Source organism: Pseudomonas sp. S2_C03 (genome assembly GCF_054668405.1).
Genome location: NZ_CP162766.1, coordinates 3,281,352 through 3,302,509, shown reverse-complemented (window position 1 = coordinate 3,302,509; position 21,158 = coordinate 3,281,352). Strand labels below are relative to the sequence as shown.

Genomic DNA, 21,158 nt, shown 5'->3' with positions numbered 1-21,158 from the left:
AGGCCCGCGACAACCGTTCATCTGTGCTAGCATGCCCGGCTCGGGTGTTTGCAGGCTGCGCAGGACCTCCCGTCCCGTTGGCGGCAGATGTCCGAATAACCCTGATTTGAATCCCAGTCACTCTGGTTCGGTTTTTCCGGTTGGCCGCAAGGCTCCTGCCGCTGTAAGGCAGGCGTTCGTCATTGAATGGCCGGGACTGGATCTTGTACTGGCTCATCCCAACCCACGTGACCTTTGGTAGGGGTCACCACTAGGAGAGGAGGCGCCATGCCAACTATTACTCTTCCCGACGGCAGTCAACGTTCATTCGATCACCCGGTTTCCGTAGCCGAGGTTGCCGCATCCATCGGTGCAGGCCTCGCCAAGGCCACCCTGGCCGGCAAGGTCAACGGCAAGCTGGTCGACGCCAGCGATACCATCGACAGCGATTCCACGCTGCAAATCATTACGCCAAAGGATGAAGAGGGGCTGGAGATCATTCGCCACTCTTGCGCGCACCTGGTTGGCCATGCGGTCAAGCAGCTGTACCCGACTGCCAAGATGGTCATCGGGCCGGTCATTGATGAAGGCTTCTATTACGACATCGCCTTCGAGCGTCCATTTACGCCGGACGACATGGCCGCCATCGAACAGCGCATGCAGCAGCTGATCGAGAAAGATTACGACGTGATCAAGAAAGTCACTCCGCGCGCCGAAGTGATCGAAGTGTTCAAGGCCCGCGGCGAAGACTACAAGCTGCGCCTGGTTGAGGACATGCCGAACGAGCAGGCCATGGGCCTGTACTATCACGAAGAATACGTCGACATGTGTCGCGGTCCGCACGTGCCGAACACCCGCTTCCTGAAGTCCTTCAAACTGACCAAGCTGTCCGGCGCCTACTGGCGCGGCGATGCCAAGAACGAGCAATTGCAGCGCGTTTATGGCACGGCGTGGGCGGACAAGAAGCAACTGGCGGCTTATGTCCAGCGCATCGAAGAAGCTGAAAAGCGCGATCACCGCAAGATCGGCAAGCGCCTGGGCCTGTTCCACACCCAGGAAGAAGCGCCTGGCATGGTGTTCTGGCATCCGAACGGTTGGACCCTGTATCAGGTGCTCGAGCAGTACATGCGCAAGGTTCAGCGCGATAACGGTTACCTGGAGATCAAGACACCTCAGGTGGTTGATCGCAGCCTGTGGGAGAAATCCGGGCACTGGGCCAACTACGCCGACAACATGTTCACCACTGAGTCGGAAAGCCGCGACTACGCCATCAAGCCAATGAACTGCCCTTGCCACGTGCAAGTGTTCAATCAGGGCCTGAAGAGCTACCGCGAGCTGCCGATGCGACTGGCCGAATTCGGTGCCTGCCACCGTAACGAGCCATCGGGTGCGCTGCACGGCATTATGCGTGTGCGTGCATTCACCCAGGACGACGCCCACATCTTCTGCACCGAAGAGCAGATGCAGGCCGAATCCGCTGCATTCATCAAGCTGACCATGGATGTCTATGCCGACTTCGGCTTTAAAGACATCGAGATGAAGCTGTCCACTCGTCCGGAAAAGCGCGTCGGATCCGACGAGCTGTGGGATCGCGCCGAAGCTGCATTGGCCGCAGCGCTGGACAGTGCGGGCCTGCCGTACGATCTGCAGCCGGGAGAGGGCGCTTTCTACGGTCCGAAGATCGAATTCTCGCTGAAAGATTGCCTTGGCCGTGTGTGGCAGTGTGGTACCCTGCAGCTCGATTTTAACCTGCCTGTGCGTCTGGGCGCTGAATTTGTCTCCGAAGACAACAGTCGCAAGCATCCAGTTATGCTGCACCGGGCGATCCTCGGATCGTTCGAGCGCTTCGTCGGAATATTGATCGAGCACTACGAGGGAGCATTCCCTGCGTGGCTCGCTCCGACCCAGGCTGTAGTGATGAATATCACTGATAAACAGGCAGATTTTGTCAGCCAAGTGGAAAAAACTCTCAACGAAAGCGGGTTTCGTGCCAAGTCTGACTTGAGAAATGAAAAGATCGGCTTTAAAATCCGCGAGCATACGTTGCTCAAGGTTCCCTATCTTCTGGTTATCGGGGATAAGGAAGTTGAGACGCAGACTGTCGCTGTGCGTACTCGTGAAGGTGCTGACCTGGGCTCGATGCCCGTCGCCCAGTTCGCCGAGTTCCTCGCGCAAGCGGTTTCCCGGCGTGGTCGCCCAGATTCGGAGTAATTATTATTAAGCGTGAAATGAGACAAGATAAACGAGCTGCACCGAAAGCCCCGATCAACGAGAATATCTCGGCACGCGAGGTTCGGTTAATTGGGGCTGAAGGTGAACAGCTTGGGATTGTGTCAATTGAAGACGCGCTTCTTAAGGCTGAAGAGGCCAAGCTGGATTTGGTGGAAATTTCCGCCGATGCAGTACCCCCTGTTTGCAAACTGATGGACTACGGCAAATCGATCTTCGAAAAGAAGAAGCAGGTTGCCGCGGCCAAGAAAAACCAGAAGCAGATTCAGGTTAAAGAAATCAAGTTTCGTCCAGGGACGGAGGAAGGGGATTACCAGGTAAAACTGCGCAACCTGGTACGTTTCCTGAGTGACGGGGACAGGGCCAAGGTATCCTTGCGATTCCGCGGCCGTGAGATGGCCCACCAGGAGCTGGGGATGGAACTGCTCAAGCGAGTTGAAGGTGACTTGCTCGAATACGGTTCGGTCGAACAGCATCCTAAGATGGAAGGACGCCAGCTGATCATGGTCATCGCCCCGAAAAAGAAGAAGTAATCAACAGGGCACGGCAGGCCTTCTGATTATGTTTATCAACTGAATGCGGAGTATCCGAACATGCCAAAGATGAAAACCAAAAGTGGTGCTGCTAAGCGGTTTCTGAAAACTGCGAACGGTATCAAGCACAAGCACGCTTTCAAGAGCCACATCCTGACTAAAATGTCGACCAAGCGTAAGCGTCAACTGCGCGGTAGCAGCTTGCTGCATCCGTCCGACGTGGCAAAAGTCGAGCGCATGCTGCGCCTTCGTTAATTTTAGTCAAGAATAGAGGAAGTAACTCATGGCTCGTGTAAAGCGTGGCGTCATTGCCCGTAAACGTCACAAAAAAATTCTGAAACTTGCTAAAGGCTACTACGGCGCTCGCTCCCGCGTATTCCGTGTTGCCAAGCAAGCGGTAATCAAGGCAGGCCAATACGCCTACCGTGACCGTCGTCAGAAAAAACGTCAGTTCCGCGCTCTGTGGATCGCTCGTATCAACGCTGGTGCTCGTATCAACGGTCTGTCCTACAGCCGTTTCATCGCCGGCCTGAAAAAAGCGTCCATCGAGATCGACCGTAAGGTTCTGGCTGATCTGGCAGTGAACGAAAAAGCGGCGTTTGCTGCGATTGTCGAGAAAGCTAAAGCCACCTTGGCTTAAGTACCCCCGACAGTCACCCGGCCTCACCTCAGTGGGGCCAGGTGTTAAACGTCATAAATAGGGGAAGAGCCTTCAAGCTCTTCCCCTATTTTGTATCTGGAGTCTGTACATGGAAAACCTGGATGCGCTCGTCTCGCAAGCTCTAGAGGCTGTGCAAAGCGCTGAAGACATCAATGCCCTGGAGCAAATCCGGGTTCACTACCTTGGCAAAAAAGGTGAATTGACTCAGGTGATGAAGACCCTGGGGAATCTGCCGCCAGAGGAGCGCCCACAAGTCGGCGCCCTGATCAACGTTGCCAAGGAGCGTGTTACAGAGGTTCTCAATGCTCGCAAGGCACTGTTTGAAGAGGCCGAGCTGGCCGCCAAACTGTCTGCCGAGTCCATTGACGTGACCCTGCCTGGCCGTGGCCAGACCTCGGGTGGCTTGCATCCGGTGACCCGCACTCTGGAACGTGTAGAACAATTCTTCACCCGCATCGGCTACGGCATCGCCGAAGGCCCTGAGGTCGAAGACGATTACCACAACTTCGAAGCGCTCAACATCCCAGGCCATCACCCGGCCCGGTCGATGCATGACACCTTCTATTTCAATGCCAACATGTTGCTGCGCACCCACACCTCGCCGGTACAGGTCCGCACCATGGAATCGAAACAGCCGCCGATCCGCATCGTCTGCCCAGGCCGCGTGTATCGCAGCGACTCCGATATCACCCATTCGCCGATGTTTCACCAGGTCGAAGGCCTGCTGGTTGATCGCGACATCAACTTCGCCGACCTCAAAGGCACCATTGAAGAATTCCTGCGTGTGTTCTTCGAGAAAGAGCTGGCCGTGCGTTTCCGACCTTCGTATTTCCCGTTCACCGAGCCATCGGCTGAAGTGGATATGGAATGCGTGATGTGCAGCGGCAAAGGCTGCCGCGTCTGCAAGCAGACGGGCTGGCTGGAAGTCATGGGTTGCGGCATGGTCCATCCGAACGTGCTGCGCATGTCCGGCATCGACCCGGAAGAGTTCTCCGGCTTTGCCTTCGGCATGGGCGTGGAGCGTCTGGCCATGCTGCGTTACGGCGTGAACGACTTGCGTCTGTTCTTCGACAACGACTTGCGGTTCCTCGCGCAATTTCGCTAGTCGTAATGAATTCTTAGGAGAGCAGGATGAAATTCAGTGAACAATGGCTGCGCGGCTGGGTTAGCCCGCAGGTAAGTCGCGACGAGCTGGTTGCTCGTCTGTCGATGGCCGGTCTCGAGGTCGATAGCGTGACCCCGGCGGCCGGCGAATTCAGTGGCGTGGTGGTAGGCGAGGTGCTGAGCACCGAACAGCACCCTGACGCTGACAAGTTGCGTGTTTGCCAGGTCAGCAATGGCTCGGAAACTTTCCAGGTCGTTTGCGGTGCGCCGAACGTGCGTCCGGGCCTGAAAATCCCGTTCGCCATGATCGGTGCCGAGCTGCCGGGCGACTTCAAGATCAAGAAAGCCAAGCTGCGTGGCGTCGAGTCCAACGGCATGCTGTGCTCCCAGGCTGAGCTGCAAGTCGGTGAAGGTAACGATGGCCTGATGGAACTGCCGGTCGATGCACCGGTGGGTCAGGACATCCGTGAGTACCTGAACCTGAACGATGCCAGCATCGAGGTCGACCTGACTCCTAACCGTGGTGACTGCCTGTCCCTGGCGGGTCTGGCCCGTGAAGTCGGTGCGCTGTATGCGGCCAAGGTCAATCGCCCCGTGGTTGCCAGCGTTCCTGCCGTGCACGACGAAGTGCGTTCGGTTGAAGTGCTCGCGCCAGCCGCTTGCCCGCGTTACCTGGGTCGTGTCATCCGTAATGTCGACCTGTCCAAGCCTACGCCGCTGTGGATGGTCGAGCGTCTGCGTCGTGCCGACGTACGCAGCATCGACGCTGCCGTCGACATCACCAACTACGTGATGCTCGAATTGGGTCAACCGCTGCACGCATTTGATCTCGCCGAAATCAATGGCGGCATCCGCGTACGTATGGCCGAAGAAGGCGAGAAGCTGGTATTGCTCGACGGCCAGGAAGTCAGCCTGCGTAGCGATACGCTGGTGATTGCCGACCACACCCGCGCCTTGGCCATTGCCGGCGTCATGGGTGGCGAGCACAGTGGCGTCAACACCGCGACCACCCGCGACATTTTCCTGGAAAGTGCGTTCTTCGATCAGATCGCCGTGGCCGGCAAGGCCCGTTCCTATGGCCTGCACACCGACGCCTCGCACCGCTATGAGCGTGGCGTGGACTGGAAACTGGCCCGTGAAGCCATGGAGCGCGCCACCGGCCTGCTGCTGGAGATCACGGGTGGCGAAGCGGGTCCGATTATCGAGACCGTCAGCGAACAGCACCTGCCGTCGATCGCACCGATCACCCTGCGTGCGCCTCGCATCACCCAGATGCTGGGCATGGAAATGGATTCGGCCGAGGTCGAGAGCCTGCTCACTGGCCTGGACCTGACCATTACCGCCGAAGGGGCAGGGCAGTGGCGTGTAGACGTGCCAAGCCATCGCTTCGACATCAGCCTTGAAGTTGACCTGATCGAAGAGCTGGCGCGCCTGTACGGCTACAACCGCCTGCCGGTTCGTTACCCGCAGGCTCGCCTGGCTCCTCAAGCCAAGGCCGAAGCGCGTAGCGACCTGCCTGAGCTGCGTCGCCTGCTGGTGGCTCGTGGTTATCAGGAAGCAATCACTTACAGCTTCATCGATCCGAAACAATTCGAGTTGTTCAGTCCGGGCGTGGAGCCGCTGTTGCTCGCCAACCCGATTTCCAACGACATGGCCGCGATGCGTTCGTCCCTGTGGCCAGGCTTGGTCAAGGCGCTTCAGCACAACCTGAACCGTCAGCAGGACCGTGTGCGTCTGTTCGAGAGCGGCCTGCGCTTCGTCGGTCAGCTCGACGGCTTGAAGCAGGAGCCGATGCTGGCGGGCGTCGTTTGCGGCAGCCGCTTGCCGGAAGGCTGGGCACAAGGTCGCGATGTCGTGGATTTCTTCGACGTCAAAGCCGACGTAGAAGCGGTGTTGGGTTTTGCCGGTGCGCTGAATTCGTTCACGTTCGTGCCGGGCAAGCACCCTGCGTTGCATCCAGGGCAGACTGCGCGCATTGAGCGCGAGGGTCGCCTGGTCGGCTTCGTTGGCGCGATTCACCCTGAATTGTCGAAAACCCTGGGCCTTGATCGTCCGGTCTTCGTGTTCGAGCTGGTTCTGGCGGAAGTGGCAACCGGCAAAATGCCTGAATTCCGCGAGTTATCGCGCTTTCCTGAAGTGCGTCATGACCTGGCATTGATCGCGCACCAGGACGTCGCTGCTGCGGCTGTACTGGACGTAATCCGTGAAAATGCAGGCGAATGGCTGACAGACCTCAGGCTATTTGACGTGTATCAGGGTAAAGGCATTGATCCTGATAGAAAAAGCCTCGCAGTTGGCTTGACCTGGCAGCATCCATCGCGCACTCTTAATGACGATGAGGTGAATACCGCAACGCAAAATATCCTCACCTCGCTCGAACAAAGGTTGAACGCCACGTTAAGGAAGTGACGTATGGGGGCTTTGACGAAAGCTGAGATGGCGGAACGTCTGTATGAAGAGCTGGGCCTGAACAAACGGGAAGCCAAGGAATTGGTCGAACTGTTTTTTGAAGAAATCAGGCACGCGCTCGAAGACAACGAACAAGTCAAATTGTCCGGTTTCGGCAATTTCGACCTTCGGGACAAACGCCAGCGGCCTGGCCGCAATCCGAAAACGGGTGAAGAAATCCCGATCACGGCTCGCCGTGTGGTCACCTTTCGTCCAGGGCAGAAGTTGAAGGCCCGAGTTGAGGCTTATGCTGGAACCAAGTCATAACGACGAACTACCCGTCATCCCGGGCAAACGCTACTTCACCATTGGTGAAGTTAGCGAGCTGTGTGCGGTAAAACCACACGTGCTGCGCTACTGGGAGCAGGAGTTTCCTCAACTCAACCCCGTCAAACGACGCGGAAACCGCCGGTATTATCAGCGCCAGGACGTGCTGATGATCCGGCAGATCCGCGCACTTCTTTACGATCAGGGTTTCACCATCGGCGGCGCACGCCTGCGCCTGTCCGGCGATGAAGCCAAAGATGACACCACCCAGTACAAACAGATGATCCGGCAGATGATTGCCGAGTTGGAAGATGTGCTGGTTGTCCTCAAGAAATAAAATCATTCGTTTGAATACTTCCATTTTTCAAACGCTTGCGATACATTCTTGAGCGTTCTTCGAAGTGAAGAACAGTTTCACGCCTAGTCGGGGCGTAGCGCAGTCCGGTAGCGCACTAGCATGGGGTGCTAGGGGTCGAGTGTTCGAATCACTCCGTCCCGACCATTATTCCTGAGTTAAATCAGACAGTTAAGCCGATCAGCTAGATCGGCTTTTTTGTGCCTGCGCAAAACCCGCGCAAAACTGGCGCAAAACTACCCGGTGATTTCGCTGATATTCAGGTCCGGAATTGCCTCGGTCCAGACCACTTCTGCGTGGTCCCGCTGGTAGTTTTTGGTCATGCTCTCGCTGGCGTGCCCGGCGATCTTCTGCCCATCCTTTCCAGCTTTCTGGTACAGGTGCAGCGACAGCGCTCGCACTTCGTGGAAGCCCGGCATTTCCTCTTCCTTCCATCCTTTGTAACAACCCGCCGCCTCCCGCGCCTCTTTGAAGGCTCGAGTCAAATATCGCTCTTCGACCTGCGTCCAGTGATCCTTCGTTTGCGCCTGAATCTGCTTCTTGCGCTCAGGGCGACGGTGGATCAGGTAGGGAGAGACGATGTCATCCCGGCACCGGCTGATCACAGCCTGGAGCTCATCGGTCACCTTGAACCTGATCCAGGCTGCGTCCGTGGCCTTGGCCGTCTTCTGCTGCACCACATACAGAAACCCTTCCCGAACCCCGTCGAAACGCATGTTGAGGATGTCGGTGCGGCGCTGCGCAGTGATTAGTGCCAGGTCGATTGCGTTCTGCAGCCAGGCTGGCGCCTTCTCGCGGATGGACTTCAGGCCCTCGACGGTGTGCCGCTTGCGCTGTTTCTTCTCGATCCGGTTGATGGTGCTGGCCGCGGGGTTGTCAGGGCAGAGGCCCTTTGCTGCCGCGTGGTTGAAGATGTCGATCAGCAGGGCCCGGCACTGATTGGCAGTGCGCGGGGTGAGCGCGTCCAGCATTTCCGCAATCATGCGGATGGTGATCTGGTCCACGGCCTGGCCTTCGAAGTGCTTCCGAAAGCGCCGGAAGTGGACGGCGTATAGGCCCAGGGTGCCCTTGGCGAGCTCCCGCGGAGGGAGGACATCCCGTTCGTACGTGTCGAGGAAAGCCGCAAATGACTCTGTTGCGTTGCCCAGCACGGCTCCGATCAGGTCCGCCCCGCGCATGAACTCCAGGTTCAACTGCTTCGCCGCGTCGATGGCCTTGATGCGGTCGGTGCCGAACCGAAACCACTTACCGTCGGTGGGCCGCCGGTAGCGATAGCTCGAACGCCGCGAATCGAAGTACAGGTTCTGCGGGAGATTCTTGTTCGCCTTGTTGCGCGGCCGTGGGACCATCATGCAGCTCCTTTCAACACCATTGCCACCAGGTCGTTGCCTTCCGACTTGCTGAACGCCGTCCAGTCAACGTACCAGAGTTTTCCGATCTGCTCGCCCGGCACCTGGCCGTTGCGGATGTGGTTGCGGATCGCCTGGGGGCACTGCGGCGTGCCGTTCTCGCCCCAGCGCCGGCGCTGGAACTCACTGATCTTGATCAGCTCTCTTCTCATGTGATGCTCCATGCCGCGCGTGGCGGCAGAAGGTGGTGATGGGTTATTTCACCGCCGACCATTTGTAGGCCAGCGGCTCGGGCGGGAAAAACAGATGGCGCATGTTCGCGACGTTCACGATGTCCCTGTCTGCCGGGAACACCTCCACCGCGTCCAGTCGCCTTGCGCATCAGGTAGGTGGGCTTGATCGCCGTACCCTTGAACCCGCCCATCCCTGTGAAGTTTTTCGTGGCGCTAGGGTCGGTGGTGTTGACCTGGTCCCAGATTCTCGTATTCGTGGACATGAGTGATCCTTGCCGCGTTGAACGCAGTGTTTGAATGGTGGGGTTACTGAGTGATGCAATCAGCGAGAGCGCTGAGCAGCATCAGGAGGGAGAAAATTGCGAGGGCAGGGAACGAGCCGCGCCAGATGAGGATGCGCCTTGTGCGCTGGTGGGAGGTCATGGCCGAACCCTCACCGCAATCCTACCGCCCTTCATAGTCGTGCCCAGGCGCTGGGGCAGATCACTGACTAGTTCTTCGCGGCGCCGGCCGATCACTTCGTTGAAGGGCCGGCCGAAGCCGAGAATGGCGATCTTCCGCTCGATCTCGTCGAGCTGCTCATCGACCAGCGTTTTTACCGGCGGCGTACTCATGCAGCCTCCTTGCGCTGCCGACTGATCTTCAGCAGGCGGGCGCTGTAGTGGTGGAATTCTTCGGCGGTGATATCGCCAGCCGTGAAGTGGCGGACGATCAGTCCTTCGGCGAGGGTGTCGTCCAGTTCGCGGTTGCCAGAATGCGCCAGGTCCTCCAGCGCCGTGTCGATGGCGATATGCGGGCTCAAAACCCGCACTCCTGCTCGACGCGATCACTTTCGCGCTTGGCGTCTCGGTACTCGTTGGCGTGCACCGCGACCAGATCGCCGGCCAGAATTCGAATGATCAGCGGATCACCGCCGACAGCTTCGATGGCCCAGGCGCGCAAAATCCCGCCGTCTTCACGCCGGATCAGCTCGATGAGAATCTTCTCGATGCACCGATCTGGATCTGGATTTGCGGCCATGTGATCCGCCAGCGCTTCTGGCAGGTGATCGGCGTGAACCAGGACCTGGTTTCGACCAACCGGGTTCGGCGCCTCTACGTGGTGCCGAGAAAGCAAACCGTTGACCGACTCGGTCAGCCATTCCTGACCGGCTTCCGTATCGAGAAAATCGTCTTCCAGGATGGGCTTGCGTAAAGCTGACATGGTCGCCTCCAGATCGGCGGTGTGGATTCAACAAAACTCGGCTGCACACGATCATTCCGCTGGTTGCCGTTGGGCGCGGTGATGTGCATGCGGGTGGTGTCGGGGAGGGGCCCCGGCCTCGCTACTGGCGACAGGCCGGGGTTGTTGCATCAGCGGTGTTGGCCAGTTACCCGCAGCTGATTGCAGGGCTGGCCGATCTTCGTCGGTGCGGGCGTCGAGCTTCCTCCCCGCGGCGTCAAACAGCATCTGTTCGCCTTGGATCACAGGTCCTTACAACATGCACGCTACAGCTCTGAATGCCCTGATTGATGGGGCAGGGTGCATGAGGTCCGGCGATCCCAGCCGAGGCTATGGGGATCGCTAATTCAAATCTGTTTGCGGTGACCCGCTACTGGCGGCAGTCACTGGCTTGAATCATCTGGCTGTCGATTCAGGATTACTCGCCATCCTGAGAGGCAATCGTCTCACTGCTTCGCACTGTGCCGGTGAAGCGCCTCATCTTGGCTCCAGCAGGGAGTGCTCACTGCGCAGATCGGTGACTGCTGAATCCAGATGCATCAGCAGGTCGATCTGGTCCGGGAACCAGAGCCGGGCGTGGTTCAGTTCCAGAGCTGACATGGGGATCGAAATTTATGGTTCGCGCTGTTCGCCGTTTCCAGCGATGCCTCAAGGGCTGCCCGTTTCCGGGGACCGATCCGCGAAGATTCCAGACTGTTAAAGAGCGGCGGGTCTGTTGAGGCCCTTCGCAGTGGCTGTTTCGCTGCGATGCATTCAGTTAACCATCGGTATATTTATACGTCAATACCGATGGTTAATTTATTTTGAGTGGGTGTGAGATATGCTTGTTTCACAACTGTATGGATATACAGCTATCGGGGGATTGGAATGGCAAAGGCAGCGAAGCAGGCGGTACAAGCGGTACGGCGGGAGATGAGCAGCGTAGAGCGGCTTGGCCTGCGAGTATCGTCCATGATCAACTCACCGCGAGCCATGGAAAGGTGTTCAGCGCTGATTCACCGACTCGATTCGGATCAGGACGCGGAGTGGGATGAGGTAATGGGGCGAATCGCCGAGACAGACGGGGTAAATATGATCTTCCAGGACGACGGCGGGGTTTTGTTGGAGTGGGAACCGCCCAGCGATGAGGATCGCGTGCTTGAGACGGGCGAGGTTGAACTGGTAGAAGAACCAGCGCCATTCTGAGTGCACAAAAAAGCCCGCGCGCGGCGGGCTTTCTGCATGGGCAATTCTAATCAGTGATTGGATGATACTTGCCGCTGACCGAGTCCCTATAAACGATTTCGCTGTAGAGCCTCGGGCCATCCCGCATCTGCTTCACGGCTGCTTTGGCTTCGTCCTTAGTTTCAAATGGGCCGGCACCAACGGCGAGCCCCATCATAGAAACCACCGGCAACCCGATCGCGGCAATGGCATCAATCGTGCGCTCCTGCTCTTCCTTGTCGCGGCATGTAGTGGATGCTACCCAGCCCTGCTTGAGGCGGGGTGCCTTTACAGGCTCAACGTCGGCCCCGCAGTGCTTGCATTTGATGGCTGCACTTTTGATCGTCTCAGCACAGTAAGGACAGGTGCGATCACCGGATGCCGAAAGGCCTGGCACAATTTTTTCTGCTGGTTTCTCTGTGTTTGCTGAGAACGCCCACACCAACGCTGCGACCCATCCCAGGAATGTCCATCCTAGGAGCAGGTTCACCAGAAAGATCGAGGTGAAGTTTACGTGCTTGCGACTCGATGCAACAAACGTCGGCAGAAAATATATAAGAAACCCAGCCACCAGAAGAACTAAGCCGGCCCAAGCACTACCGCTATCCATATCGTAAAACCTGATCCGTTGAATTAAGCCCGCACTTTACCATTCGTGGCCTGGCGCCACCATTGTCCCGCGGGATGGGTGCGAAGCCCGCTCAATGGCGGGATTCAGATACAGATCCGGAAGGGCAGATACGAAAAGCCCGGCTCTGGGCCGGGCTGGTATCACCAAGGCAAAGCGGAAATTGAGTATCGAGGCCTGCCCCTTCCGACGGTTCGTGCGTTCACGTTGATTCGGAAGGTTCGATTCAATTGCGTGTTGATCACCGACGGGTCTTCAATATCGGCCGTAATGCGCCCATGTATTACCGCACCATCAAGAGTTTGGAATTCAAAGCGCCGTTCTGCCGGAAATGCGCCGAGGAATTGTCCGGTGAATTCAACACCTTGTTCCGAGATGTTCTCGGCACTAAGGCGTGACCTACTAATTCTGACCTGATCCACGCTAGAGAACGCGAAGACATGGTCGCGAGTGGTCACGGAACAAAAGGCTTCATAAGCGATAAGTTTATCGAGATATTCGGAGACCATACCTAAGGCGCGAGTGCCCAGTCGAGAAGCTGGCTCTGAAAGCTCCTCGTCGCTTTTCGTAGACGCCTCCAGCAGTTCCGCTACGAGCTCGAATGCCTGTGAAACTGGCGTGGTTCCTTCGAGCGGCAACTGAGCCTCTGGAGAAGGCGCTTCCTCAAATTCAAACCCAAAGGAACCGAGAGCGGTGCCGGTTATCAGAATTTGATTCTGTGCCTTGTTGGGTATAGGCCCGAAATCATTGAGGACGCCGCTTAGGGAAGCCGCAATAGCCGCGACGGCATCAGAAAATTTGGTGGTAACGGCCGCACCAAATTCTGCAACCATTCCGTGCACCCCCCTGACTGGAGCTCCACGGTAAGTCACAATTGCTTTGGCAGGCGCGAATGCACCGCGGCCAGGGTCGCGCAGGCTTGCGGCGACTTGATCCATTCTCGACTGGAGTGACAATCGGGTAAGGTTGCTCAACCCACCGTTCTTGGTCATTCGGTCCAGGAAACTGATTTCAGCTTGTGCATGAGTAAATTCAGTTCTGTCCATTTTGGAGCTCCTGTTTGCGAATCACCAAGAGATCAGATGCATTCTGGTCGAGGCCAGGATCCAGCTTGACGCTGAGGAAGCCTTTCCATTGCTGAGATCTTCTATGCGACCACATACTGTACCAGTATGCGGCAATTTCTATGAGGCTTTCAGGGGGCTCCGACAGAAGGGTTAGATAGAAATCGACCTTGTAAGTCGCCTTTATCCACGGATTGTCTACAAGCATTTGGATGTCTGGTTGAGTCAACGCCTGTTGAGTAGCGATGGAAATCTCAGCGAATGTCACAACGTCCATATCGTTTGGCGGACGGGTTTCTAAAAGCTCCACGTTTTCCATGAAGCTTCCATCAAGCCACTGGGTTCCCGCAACGATACCCATGCGATGTATTTCCGCGCGATGGGCAAGGAAGCCTTCCAAAATCGCGCAGCGCTCCAGAGACGTAGAAAAACGCTCGACTACTTGCTGTACGTCAGTAGGGTATGGGGCGCGCGTCAGCGAGGCAGGGTCTTGTTGATCAATAGGAGGAATTACCCCCTGATGGTTCCATAACGGTATCAATCACACCTCCGTGTGGAGCATTATTTTCCGAATAATGAATAGCAGTGAAATGCCCATCAGACACCTACCCCTCTTTTGCTGCCGCTTTCCCTCGTAGAATTCTTCCCACGTTCACGTCTTCCACATACCCCGCCAGCTTGTCCTCGACCTCCTGAAAGCTCACTGCGATCTTCAGCAGCTCCTGGGCCTCATCTTCCAGGCCGGACACCGAAAGCTTTCGGGCCACCTGGAGCAGATCCACACCCGACCATTTCAGCAGGGCGGCGGCTTGTTTCAGATCGCGGCGCAGCTCTTGGTTGGGCTTGGTGAGGGACATGGCTCAGGCCTTCCTCGCATTCCAGATCAAGAGCACCTTTGCGTGGACGGTCACGTCTTCGATTCGCGCTTCTTGATCCCTAACGTGAGGGTTGTCTGACACAAGCAAGAAGCGCTCTGAGTCCAAGAGCTGGATACGCTTTATGAATAAATGCTCATGCCAGGTCAGTACGTATATCCCGTCGCCCGCGTACTCGTTGACACCCTTGTCGACGATCAGTGGGTCTTTATCATTGATCGTCCCCTCCATGCTCTGACCCCAGCCGGTAATCATGGCGAGGGCGTGAGGGGAGGTGTAGGTAATGCCTTTTTCGCGCAGCACGTCCTCGCGAATAATGAGGTTTCTTATGACCTCGTTGTATTCAGCTGGGACCTGGCCGTGCCCCATGGACGCACGGACGTCGTATTGGCGAATCACGATTTCTTCAGGCCTTGCTTTTATCCCGGAGAAATCAGCCTGAATTACTTTGCCGTGCGCCTCGCCAGCGGCAGACAGAGCCGCCGCCGCGATTTTTTCCTGAGCGTCCGCATCCAGATTCTTCCCTGCATGCTTGCGGATCATCTCCATCACTTTATCAGCCGCACTCGATCCGACCGCTACGGCGGGCTTGGCCGTGGCGCTGGTCAGCGCCGCTATTTCGTCAGCCAGGCGCGGGCTGAATGCAGAGACAGGCTCATCAAGCATGCGTGCAAGGACGGCGGCGAATCTAGTGTTCAGGGGATTGATGCCCTTGAAGTAAAGATTCACTGCAGCCGGAGTCATCCCGGCCTCATCGGCAATTTTCTTCTGACTGAGCTTCAGCTCGTTCTTCTTCGAGAGGAACAAGTCGTGCGCGGCTGCGCACTCGGCGATCAGCTCAGGCGGGAGGATTCGTTTTTTGGTCATCGCGCGAATGTATACCAACGGTTAAAAATAAGAAGAAACCATCGGTATTGATTTAGAATTAACAGATGGTTAATATCCTGATCATCTACGACCGAGGTTTGATCATGAATGAGACCCCCCTCGACAAGTTTGTTGCCGAAAAAGGGCAGTCCGAAGCCGCGAGGCTGCTTCGTGTCACTGCCCCAGCAATTCACAAAGCGCTTTCAGCCAAACGTGACATCCGCGTTCTGGAGCTTCCTGACGGAAGTTTCCAAGCAAATGAACAACGCCCTTTTCCATCGCAGAAGACCGCTGCCTAACCACGCTTCGAGCTGAGCGTAATCGTCGCCTGCTCGAAGCCTCTGAGGGCATCCCGACCAAGCTGGGTGCGCAATAGATCGGCCTTCGATTCAAACGCAGGCCAGAGCCTGAGCTGAGAAGACAAGGGCAGGGTGGATGCCAGGGCACCTACGAAGCAGCAAAGGGCGGTTATCTCGCCTTGAAGTTCTGAAGAGTCGGTCATGGATGAGTCCTTGATCGGTTGTTAGACCCATTTTCGAGGTGTTGGCGCATCGCCACCACTGAAACAGCTGCGAGGTTTTACGGATGGAAAGTTTTCTGCGCGCCACCCAGGCGGCTGTTCTGGACAACGAAGCGAAGGTACTTGCGTCGAAGATGGGACTTGGCCACGTCAGCCTTCTTCAACGTGCCAATCCTGACAACGATGCTCACCACCTGACTATCGAGCATCTGTTCGGCGTCTTGCTGCACACCGGCGATATGCGCCCGCTGATGGCGCTGGCCAATGAGTTCGGTTTCGACCTGGCCGCGAAGAATGCCCCGAAACCGCAAGAACTCACCAAATCCATGATCGGTGTCGGCAAGGAGTTCGCCGATCTGACAATTGCTGTGCATGAAGCCTTGCAGGACGGCCGGGTCTGCCAGTTCGACAAGTCGACCATCCGCCGCGAGATCAACCACATCCGAGAAAGCCTGGACGTGATGGATGCGTCAGTGAGGGTTGCCTGATGATGAGAATCACGCAGAGCCAGTTAGCGCAGGTAGCCATTGCTGGGCGTTGCGGTCTCCTGAGCACGGAAATTTTCTACTCGATTGTCGGCCTAGATATTCCGGAGTTTTGGTTGGAGTTGTGGAGTGGTTCAGAGGGTAAACCTTCGAAAATTGGTTTCGCCAAGTTCGAGTTGGCCACCACCAATGTCACTGAAGAGCTTGTTGAAGGTACGTACCGATTAACGCAGTTGCTGCCGGCAAGCGCCCAAGCCCCTCATCCAATAATTTCAATGTCAGGTGTTTTATGGCCTCGCCGGAGAGTCCTTTCAAACCTTGAACAAGGCGACTCTTCTCTTCCTGCGGCGTATCGCTCTCAAGGATTTTCCTTTCTAGAAGATCGCGGAGGGTGTCTTCATGAATCTTGATGGTGACCGTTCCGAGAATTGCGCCAAGACCACCGTCATCTTCCAGAAAGTCCATGCCGGATTTAGTGCATTGAATTCCATTCTGCGTGGGCAGTGCATGCCCATCGCTGGTGAGCGTAATGCATCGATAAATCAGCCCGTGCTCACCCAGATAGTAAAGATTGGCATCGACCTTTTCCTTGGTCTCGCCGTCTGCCAGTTCGAAGTAAAGCCCGTGTGGTGCGGGGAAAGGGTACGCAGCAGCTGCTGCTTCAAGAATCCGCTTCTGGAGCGTTCTATCCAATTTCATTCGTCCGTGCTCCATGGCCTTGTGAGGTAAGTGTCGGAAGCGACTAAGGATGCGCTGGACACCAACAGAGCCTGAATTTCAGGCACAAAAAAGCCGACGGGCAAGGTCGGCTTATCTGCAAAACTAGAGAGGCCCGATTATGCAGAGCAAGCCTATTTCAAGCAATACCTCGAGCAATTTCACAACCTGTTCAGCGAATTGTGAAATCGCTGGCTCTGCGCGAGGTGCCCAGTGAGCATGTGCCTTATGGTCGCCGCGATGAAGCTTCGCGTCGGCAACCCATTGCGCAAGCTGGTGCTGATCAAGCTGGCCGACAATGCCAGCGATATCGGCGAGTGCTGGCCGTCCTACCAGCATATCGCCGATCAGTGCGAGATCAGCAAGCGTTCCGTTATGAACCACATCACAGCACTGTGTGAATCCGGTCTGCTTCGCAAGGAAATCCGGAAGGGTGGACCGAAGGGTAACTCGTCCAACGTGTACTTCCTGACCTTAGATGGGGGTGTACCTCCTGCACCAGGGGTAGTGCAGCAGATTCACCAGGGTAGTGCAGCAGGTGCACCCCCTAGTGAATCTCCTGCACCAGGGGCTAGTGCAGGAGCTGCACCCAGAACCAGTCACTCTCCTGAACCAGTCATGGAACCGGTCATTGAACCAGTTACGCCCGCGGCTTTCGCCGAGGCCGGCGCGGAGAGAGCGGCCCGCAACCTGGTGCTGGTGGTTGATCGCACCGATGCGCCACGGGTTGAAATCCCCGCCGATATGCCAGGCCCCAAAGACCAGACCTGCAAAACCTTCAAGGTCTGGGCCAATTACGCAATGGCCTACCGCAAGCGCTACACCACCTGGCCGGTGTGGAACGGCAAGGTCGGTGGACAGCTTGGCCAACTGGTCGACCGCCTCGGCGCCGACGTCGCGCACCACGTCGCCGCCCACTACCTGAGAACCAGCGACGCCGCGGTTTTGCGTAAGTGCCACAGTCTCAACGAGCTTCTGGCCAACGCTGAGAGCTACCACACCCAGTGGGTGACCGGTCAGCGCATCAATGGGGCGACTGCTCGCCAGATGGAGCGCACCGAGGCAAACGTCTCTGCCGCCGAGCAGGCCGCGCTAATGGTCTTGGCCAAGCGCCAAGGTGGAGAGCGCAATGAATACCTCTGAAATGAACGATCAGCAGGTTGCCGGCCTCGCCGCAGCGATCTGCGCCACCGCCGAGGCTATGGGACAGGAAATGAACCCAGGTACAGCGGCGATGATGGCTGAAGACCTCTGTGCTTACTCGGTGCCCAGCGTGAAAGCTGCGCTGAAGGCCTGCCGCTTCGAGGTGAAGGGCAAGCTGGCAATGGCCGACATTCTCCAGCGGGTGCAGGCCGCCGACGGCCGCCCTGGCAAAGACGAAGCCTGGGCCATCGCGATGACCACCAACGACGAGTTCGAAACCGTGGTGCTGACTGACGAGATCCAGTTGGCTCTTGTTGCAGCGAAGCCCGTGCTCGATGCCGGCGACAAGATCGGCGCCCGGATGGCATTCATCAGCGCCTACGAGCGGTTTGTCGGCCAGGCCCGCACCGATTCGAAGCCGGTCAATTGGCATGTGTCCGTGGGCTTCGATGCCAACCGCCGTGTCCAGGCCATCACCAAGGCCGTGGAGATGAAGCGGATTCCGCAGGAGCGCGGGCAAAAGTACCTGGCCGACCTGAGTGTTGAGCCTGTCACCGAAGACGGTCGCGCGATCGCGGGCCTGCTCACCGGCGCTGTGACGCGCCCGGCCCCGGCAATGCGCGAAAAACTCCAACAGGTGAGGGACTCCATGCTGGAAATGCGCCGGGCAAGCGCCGAAGAGCAGGACCAGATCCGTATCGACGCGGCCAACGACTTGGCTGACCGCCGGGCTCTGCTGATCCAGCAGGCGGCGCAATTGGAAACGGGGGAAGCAGCTCAATGAGCATCGACAAACAGAAACTTCAAAAACTGCTTTGGGCTGAGGCTGCGTCGTTTCGTGCCGACTGCGCCGGCTGGAAGCTGAACACCGAGCGCCTGCAGGACTTCCTCGGCGACAAGACCGTCGAGGAAGTCGCTCTGGAGCTGCTGGCTGAGAACGAGGCGCTGCGAAACGTGCTTCAGGAGGCTACTGATGAACTCCGCGCGCTGAAAGCATCCGTTGGGTTTCGTGGACACACATTGGATGTACTTCATCGCATAGACGCCGCGATGGGCAAGGCGGTGCAGCCATGACAATCCTGGATATCCTTCTGGGCTACACCATCGGCGTTACTCCCTTCCTGATCTTCGTGGCGGTGACGTCATGAGCGAGAAGATCAGCGTCAACTGCCAGGCCAAGCTTTCCGAAGCCATCACCGCGCTCAGTGCGATGTATCGCGACAAGAAGTTCGTGTTGGTCAGTCTGCGCCCAGGCAAGGACCGCACGCTCGACCAGAACGCTCTGTGGTTCGCAATGTACAAGCGCATCGCCGAGATGACGCAGATCGGCGACGAGGCCGACGCGCGCCGGTATTGCAAGCTGCACTTCGGCGTGCAGATCCTGCTGAACGAGGATGCAGGTTTTCAGGCTGAGTGGTATCGGGTCATGCGCCATCTGTCCTACGAGACGAAGCTTTCGATGATGGGAGGTTGCAAGTTGTTCGGGCCTGACGGCTTCCCGGTCACTAGCCTGTTCAATCGTGCCCAGGGCATCAAGTACACCGACCGGATGGCATCGTTCTTCACCGGCCAGGGTGTTGTGTTCGCCGATCTACTGAGCCAGGAGGCTGCATGACCCTGGAACGCAAGGCTCCGCGCCCGAAGAAATGCCGCGTCGAAACCTGCAGGGCCTCATTCGTTCCGCAGCGCCTGGGGCAGGCGGTATGCAGCCCGGCCTGTGCCGCAATCGACGCTCCGCGTCACCTGGAGAAGGCCCGCAAAGCCATTGCCCAGAGGGAGCGCCGTGAGATCAAAGTCCGCAAGGAGAAATTGAAGAGCAGGGCGGATCACCTGCGCGAGGCCCAGGCCGCGGTGAACGAGTTCGTGCGCCTGCGTGACGCGCACCTGCCGTGCATAAGCTGCGACTCGACGCCGAACGACAACGACCTCATGACCGGCAGCCGCTGGGACGCCGGGCATTACCGATCCGTCGGCGCCTGCCCTGAGCTGCGTTTCGAGCCGCTGAACATCCACCGCCAGTGCGTGAAGTGCAACCGCAACCTGTCCGGCAACGCGGTCGAGTACCGCATTCGCCTGGTGCAGCGCATCGGTGCCGAGCAGGTGGCCTGGTTGGAAGGGCCTCATGAGCCCCGCAAGTACACCGTGGAAGACATCAAGGCCATCAAGGCGGAATACCGGGCAAAGACCCGCGAATTGAAGAAGGGGCAAGCAGCATGATCTATCGCAACGTGATTTCCGCAGTGGTCCGGGCCTTGGCCGCTGAGACCATCAACTCCGCCGGTGGCTGCGACTTTGAGCCTAAGGTGCAATGCGCCAAGCAGAAGGAGGAGATCGTCGGCAAAGAGGCTGCATTCCTGGCTGACTGCTGGGTGTTTGGCCGCTTGCACAAGTCGCTGTCACCGGCGCATTGGCGGGCTCTTGTCGCGAAGTTCTCTACGCACACCGAGCGCAAACATGCAGCAATCGCCGAACTTACCAAGGTCATGCGGTCCCCGGCCCCCGAGCGGTTCCTACACTGTGCTGTCGTTACTTGGGCATTGCCCAAGCTGGCAGGAGTAGACGGAAAGCGGTCGACCAACGTCCTGCCGGCCGGCTGGTACGAGATGGACAACTGGTCGAACGAGCCACATCCGATCAAGACCCAGGAACGCTGGAGACGCGACATCCGAAAGGCGCTGGAGCGAGAAGTGGATGAGGCATTGGTGTGCGCTCAGGCGCTGTTGGATGCTGATGAACTGATCGAGATAAAAGCCGCTTGACTCGCGGTGAGCCAATGAGCCAAGATCTACCCATCCTGTCATTCCTTCGTGCGTAGGACTGACGAATAAAACCCGGCCACCGTGCCGGGTTTTTTATGTCATCAAGAAACGTTAGTCTTGCGCCATCACAGAGATGCGATCAAGGAACTGACGTATGGTTGAAGTAGATAAAGAGGTATTGAAGGAAGCGGTGGCTGCTGTGGTGTCGATCATGGAGGTATCTACTCCTCATTTGTTCTACGATGCCGGAACAATTGTAATGCCGTATCACATTCGCCTTGAAGGTAAGTACGGGAAGCAGAAAAAGGCCTCGAAAGTTACCGTTACTGAAATCCATCGCGAGCTCGAGTGGATGATCAAGAGCGGTGAAATTGAAGAAAGACTCTCTTGGCTCGATCCCAAAGCAATTGAGGAACGGGAACAGCGCGCTCGGGAGATGAATGCCAAGTACCACATTTGAATAGGTTGCCTGATTAACAAATCGACTTCAGGCTTTATGCCCATACTCATGAGCCCGG

General features: G+C 57.3%; 32 protein-coding genes and 1 tRNA gene. 19 read left to right on the top strand and 14 right to left on the bottom strand.

The genetic code is table 11. The features are described 5' to 3' along the window. The first annotated feature begins 267 nt into the window (after positions 1-267). The 9 genes from thrS to AB4N64_RS15125 all read left to right on the top strand — a co-directional run bounded on the left by thrS (position 268) and on the right by AB4N64_RS15125 (position 7,723). On the top strand, positions 268-2,190 hold the full coding sequence (gene thrS, locus AB4N64_RS15165) for a threonine--tRNA ligase (protein ID WP_460116656.1): 1,923 nt from the start codon (positions 268-270) through the stop codon (positions 2,188-2,190). After that, a complete protein-coding gene (gene infC / locus AB4N64_RS15160) occupies positions 2,190-2,741 on the top strand; it encodes a translation initiation factor IF-3 (RefSeq protein ID WP_172668659.1) in 552 nt (183 codons plus the stop codon). The genes thrS and infC overlap by 1 nt, the downstream gene beginning before the upstream one ends. A gap of 60 nt (positions 2,742-2,801) precedes the next feature. Then, entirely contained in the window at positions 2,802-2,996 is a 195-nt protein-coding gene (gene rpmI / locus AB4N64_RS15155; RefSeq protein ID WP_002553160.1) for a 50S ribosomal protein L35, read from the top strand. A 28-nt stretch (positions 2,997-3,024) separates the two neighbouring features. Beyond that, on the top strand, positions 3,025-3,381 hold the full coding sequence (rplT, locus tag AB4N64_RS15150; protein WP_007905879.1) for a 50S ribosomal protein L20: 357 nt from the start codon (positions 3,025-3,027) through the stop codon (positions 3,379-3,381). A 109-nt stretch (positions 3,382-3,490) separates the two neighbouring features. Next, a complete protein-coding gene (gene pheS, locus AB4N64_RS15145) occupies positions 3,491-4,507 on the top strand; it encodes a phenylalanine--tRNA ligase subunit alpha (RefSeq protein ID WP_460116654.1) in 1,017 nt (338 codons plus the stop codon). A gap of 26 nt (positions 4,508-4,533) precedes the next feature. Further along, positions 4,534-6,915, top strand: coding sequence for a phenylalanine--tRNA ligase subunit beta (gene pheT, locus AB4N64_RS15140; RefSeq protein ID WP_460116652.1), 2,382 nt, complete (start codon positions 4,534-4,536; stop codon positions 6,913-6,915). A 3-nt stretch (positions 6,916-6,918) separates the two neighbouring features. Then, positions 6,919-7,221: an integration host factor subunit alpha gene (ihfA, locus tag AB4N64_RS15135; RefSeq protein ID WP_002553164.1), complete on the top strand. Its 303-nt coding sequence runs from the start codon at positions 6,919-6,921 to the stop codon at positions 7,219-7,221. Next, positions 7,202-7,558 carry a MerR family transcriptional regulator gene (locus AB4N64_RS15130; RefSeq protein ID WP_003179985.1) on the top strand — a complete coding sequence of 119 codons (357 nt, stop codon included), beginning with the start codon at positions 7,202-7,204 and terminating at the stop codon, positions 7,556-7,558. The genes ihfA and AB4N64_RS15130 overlap by 20 nt, the downstream gene beginning before the upstream one ends. Positions 7,559-7,646: 88 nt before the next feature. Continuing rightward, positions 7,647-7,723: transfer RNA gene (locus AB4N64_RS15125), tRNA-Pro, on the top strand. Positions 7,724-7,812: 89 nt separating this feature from the next. Here AB4N64_RS15125 and AB4N64_RS15120 read toward each other — a convergent pair. The 7 genes from AB4N64_RS15120 to AB4N64_RS15090 all read right to left on the bottom strand — a co-directional run bounded on the left by AB4N64_RS15120 (position 7,813) and on the right by AB4N64_RS15090 (position 10,979). After that, positions 7,813-8,925, bottom strand: coding sequence for a tyrosine-type recombinase/integrase (locus AB4N64_RS15120; protein ID WP_460126762.1), 1,113 nt, complete (start codon positions 8,923-8,925; stop codon positions 7,813-7,815). Then, complete coding sequence (locus AB4N64_RS15115; RefSeq protein ID WP_460116650.1) at positions 8,925-9,137, bottom strand: hypothetical protein; 213 nt, start codon at positions 9,135-9,137, stop codon at positions 8,925-8,927. The genes AB4N64_RS15120 and AB4N64_RS15115 overlap by 1 nt, the downstream gene beginning before the upstream one ends. Next, positions 9,134-9,421, bottom strand: a complete 288-nt coding sequence (locus tag AB4N64_RS15110) for a hypothetical protein (protein ID WP_460116648.1) — start codon at positions 9,419-9,421, stop codon at positions 9,134-9,136. The genes AB4N64_RS15115 and AB4N64_RS15110 overlap by 4 nt, the downstream gene beginning before the upstream one ends. Before the next feature lie 156 nt (positions 9,422-9,577). Further along, positions 9,578-9,772, bottom strand: a complete 195-nt coding sequence (locus AB4N64_RS15105) for a hypothetical protein (RefSeq protein ID WP_460116646.1) — start codon at positions 9,770-9,772, stop codon at positions 9,578-9,580. Then, a complete protein-coding gene (locus AB4N64_RS15100) occupies positions 9,769-9,960 on the bottom strand; it encodes a hypothetical protein (RefSeq protein ID WP_460116644.1) in 192 nt (63 codons plus the stop codon). Before AB4N64_RS15100 ends, AB4N64_RS15105 begins: the two co-directional genes overlap by 4 nt. Beyond that, positions 9,957-10,361, bottom strand: a complete 405-nt coding sequence (locus AB4N64_RS15095; RefSeq protein ID WP_460116643.1) for a hypothetical protein — start codon at positions 10,359-10,361, stop codon at positions 9,957-9,959. Before AB4N64_RS15095 ends, AB4N64_RS15100 begins: the two co-directional genes overlap by 4 nt. Before the next feature lie 495 nt (positions 10,362-10,856). Next, positions 10,857-10,979 carry a hypothetical protein gene (locus AB4N64_RS15090; protein WP_460116641.1) on the bottom strand — a complete coding sequence of 41 codons (123 nt, stop codon included), beginning with the start codon at positions 10,977-10,979 and terminating at the stop codon, positions 10,857-10,859. A 267-nt stretch (positions 10,980-11,246) separates the two neighbouring features. On the opposite strand from AB4N64_RS15090, the gene AB4N64_RS15085 reads away from it, so the two are divergent. Continuing rightward, positions 11,247-11,564, top strand: coding sequence for a DUF1654 domain-containing protein (locus AB4N64_RS15085; protein ID WP_460116639.1), 318 nt, complete (start codon positions 11,247-11,249; stop codon positions 11,562-11,564). 46 nt (positions 11,565-11,610) lie between these two features. On the opposite strand, the gene AB4N64_RS15080 is transcribed toward AB4N64_RS15085, so the two are convergent. From AB4N64_RS15080 to AB4N64_RS15060, 5 genes are all read right to left on the bottom strand, one after another. Beyond that, on the bottom strand, positions 11,611-12,192 hold the full coding sequence (locus tag AB4N64_RS15080; RefSeq protein ID WP_460116637.1) for a superinfection immunity protein: 582 nt from the start codon (positions 12,190-12,192) through the stop codon (positions 11,611-11,613). Between the two features lie 161 nt (positions 12,193-12,353). Further along, positions 12,354-13,256, bottom strand: a complete 903-nt coding sequence (locus AB4N64_RS15075; RefSeq protein ID WP_460116635.1) for a hypothetical protein — start codon at positions 13,254-13,256, stop codon at positions 12,354-12,356. Then, the gene (locus AB4N64_RS15070; protein ID WP_460116634.1) at positions 13,243-13,815 is read right to left on the bottom strand and encodes a DUF6932 family protein; all 573 of its coding nucleotides are present in this window, start codon (positions 13,813-13,815) and stop codon (positions 13,243-13,245) included. The genes AB4N64_RS15075 and AB4N64_RS15070 overlap by 14 nt, the downstream gene beginning before the upstream one ends. Positions 13,816-13,879: 64 nt before the next feature. Further along, complete coding sequence (locus tag AB4N64_RS15065) at positions 13,880-14,131, bottom strand: hypothetical protein (protein WP_460116633.1); 252 nt, start codon at positions 14,129-14,131, stop codon at positions 13,880-13,882. Between the two features lie 3 nt (positions 14,132-14,134). Beyond that, positions 14,135-15,016, bottom strand: coding sequence for a LexA family transcriptional regulator (locus tag AB4N64_RS15060; RefSeq protein WP_460116631.1), 882 nt, complete (start codon positions 15,014-15,016; stop codon positions 14,135-14,137). Positions 15,017-15,081: 65 nt separating this feature from the next. Here AB4N64_RS15060 and AB4N64_RS15055 point away from each other — a divergent pair, with 65 nt between their 5' ends. Further along, positions 15,082-15,315 (top strand): Cro/CI family transcriptional regulator, encoded by a 234-nt coding sequence (locus AB4N64_RS15055; RefSeq protein WP_460116629.1) that lies wholly within the window; start codon positions 15,082-15,084, stop codon positions 15,313-15,315. Here AB4N64_RS15055 and AB4N64_RS15050 read toward each other — a convergent pair. Further along, on the bottom strand, positions 15,312-15,518 hold the full coding sequence (locus AB4N64_RS15050; RefSeq protein WP_460116627.1) for a hypothetical protein: 207 nt from the start codon (positions 15,516-15,518) through the stop codon (positions 15,312-15,314). The genes AB4N64_RS15055 and AB4N64_RS15050 overlap by 4 nt on opposite strands. An 83-nt stretch (positions 15,519-15,601) precedes the next feature. Here AB4N64_RS15050 and AB4N64_RS15045 point away from each other — a divergent pair, with 83 nt between their 5' ends. Then, positions 15,602-16,024: a phage regulatory CII family protein gene (locus tag AB4N64_RS15045; RefSeq protein WP_460116625.1), complete on the top strand. Its 423-nt coding sequence runs from the start codon at positions 15,602-15,604 to the stop codon at positions 16,022-16,024. Between the two features lie 189 nt (positions 16,025-16,213). Here AB4N64_RS15045 and AB4N64_RS15040 read toward each other — a convergent pair whose 3' ends face one another. Then, positions 16,214-16,720, bottom strand: coding sequence for a hypothetical protein (locus AB4N64_RS15040; protein ID WP_460116624.1), 507 nt, complete (start codon positions 16,718-16,720; stop codon positions 16,214-16,216). A 231-nt stretch (positions 16,721-16,951) separates the two neighbouring features. Here AB4N64_RS15040 and AB4N64_RS15035 point away from each other — a divergent pair, with 231 nt between their 5' ends. The 7 genes from AB4N64_RS15035 to AB4N64_RS15005 all read left to right on the top strand — a co-directional run bounded on the left by AB4N64_RS15035 (position 16,952) and on the right by AB4N64_RS15005 (position 21,100). Beyond that, positions 16,952-17,881, top strand: coding sequence for a helix-turn-helix domain-containing protein (locus tag AB4N64_RS15035; RefSeq protein ID WP_460116622.1), 930 nt, complete (start codon positions 16,952-16,954; stop codon positions 17,879-17,881). Beyond that, a complete protein-coding gene (locus AB4N64_RS15030) occupies positions 17,868-18,665 on the top strand; it encodes a hypothetical protein (protein WP_460116621.1) in 798 nt (265 codons plus the stop codon). The genes AB4N64_RS15035 and AB4N64_RS15030 overlap by 14 nt, the downstream gene beginning before the upstream one ends. Continuing rightward, positions 18,662-18,955, top strand: a complete 294-nt coding sequence (locus tag AB4N64_RS15025) for a hypothetical protein (protein WP_460116619.1) — start codon at positions 18,662-18,664, stop codon at positions 18,953-18,955. The genes AB4N64_RS15030 and AB4N64_RS15025 overlap by 4 nt, the downstream gene beginning before the upstream one ends. Positions 18,956-19,025: 70 nt before the next feature. Beyond that, positions 19,026-19,496, top strand: coding sequence for a hypothetical protein (locus tag AB4N64_RS15020; protein ID WP_460116617.1), 471 nt, complete (start codon positions 19,026-19,028; stop codon positions 19,494-19,496). Then, positions 19,493-20,098, top strand: a complete 606-nt coding sequence (locus AB4N64_RS15015; RefSeq protein ID WP_460116615.1) for a recombination protein NinG — start codon at positions 19,493-19,495, stop codon at positions 20,096-20,098. The genes AB4N64_RS15020 and AB4N64_RS15015 overlap by 4 nt, the downstream gene beginning before the upstream one ends. Then, the gene (locus AB4N64_RS15010) at positions 20,095-20,640 is read left to right on the top strand and encodes a hypothetical protein (RefSeq protein WP_460116613.1); all 546 of its coding nucleotides are present in this window, start codon (positions 20,095-20,097) and stop codon (positions 20,638-20,640) included. Before AB4N64_RS15015 ends, AB4N64_RS15010 begins: the two co-directional genes overlap by 4 nt. Before the next feature lie 154 nt (positions 20,641-20,794). Further along, the gene (locus AB4N64_RS15005) at positions 20,795-21,100 is read left to right on the top strand and encodes a hypothetical protein (RefSeq protein ID WP_460116612.1); all 306 of its coding nucleotides are present in this window, start codon (positions 20,795-20,797) and stop codon (positions 21,098-21,100) included. Positions 21,101-21,158: the final 58 nt, after the last annotated feature.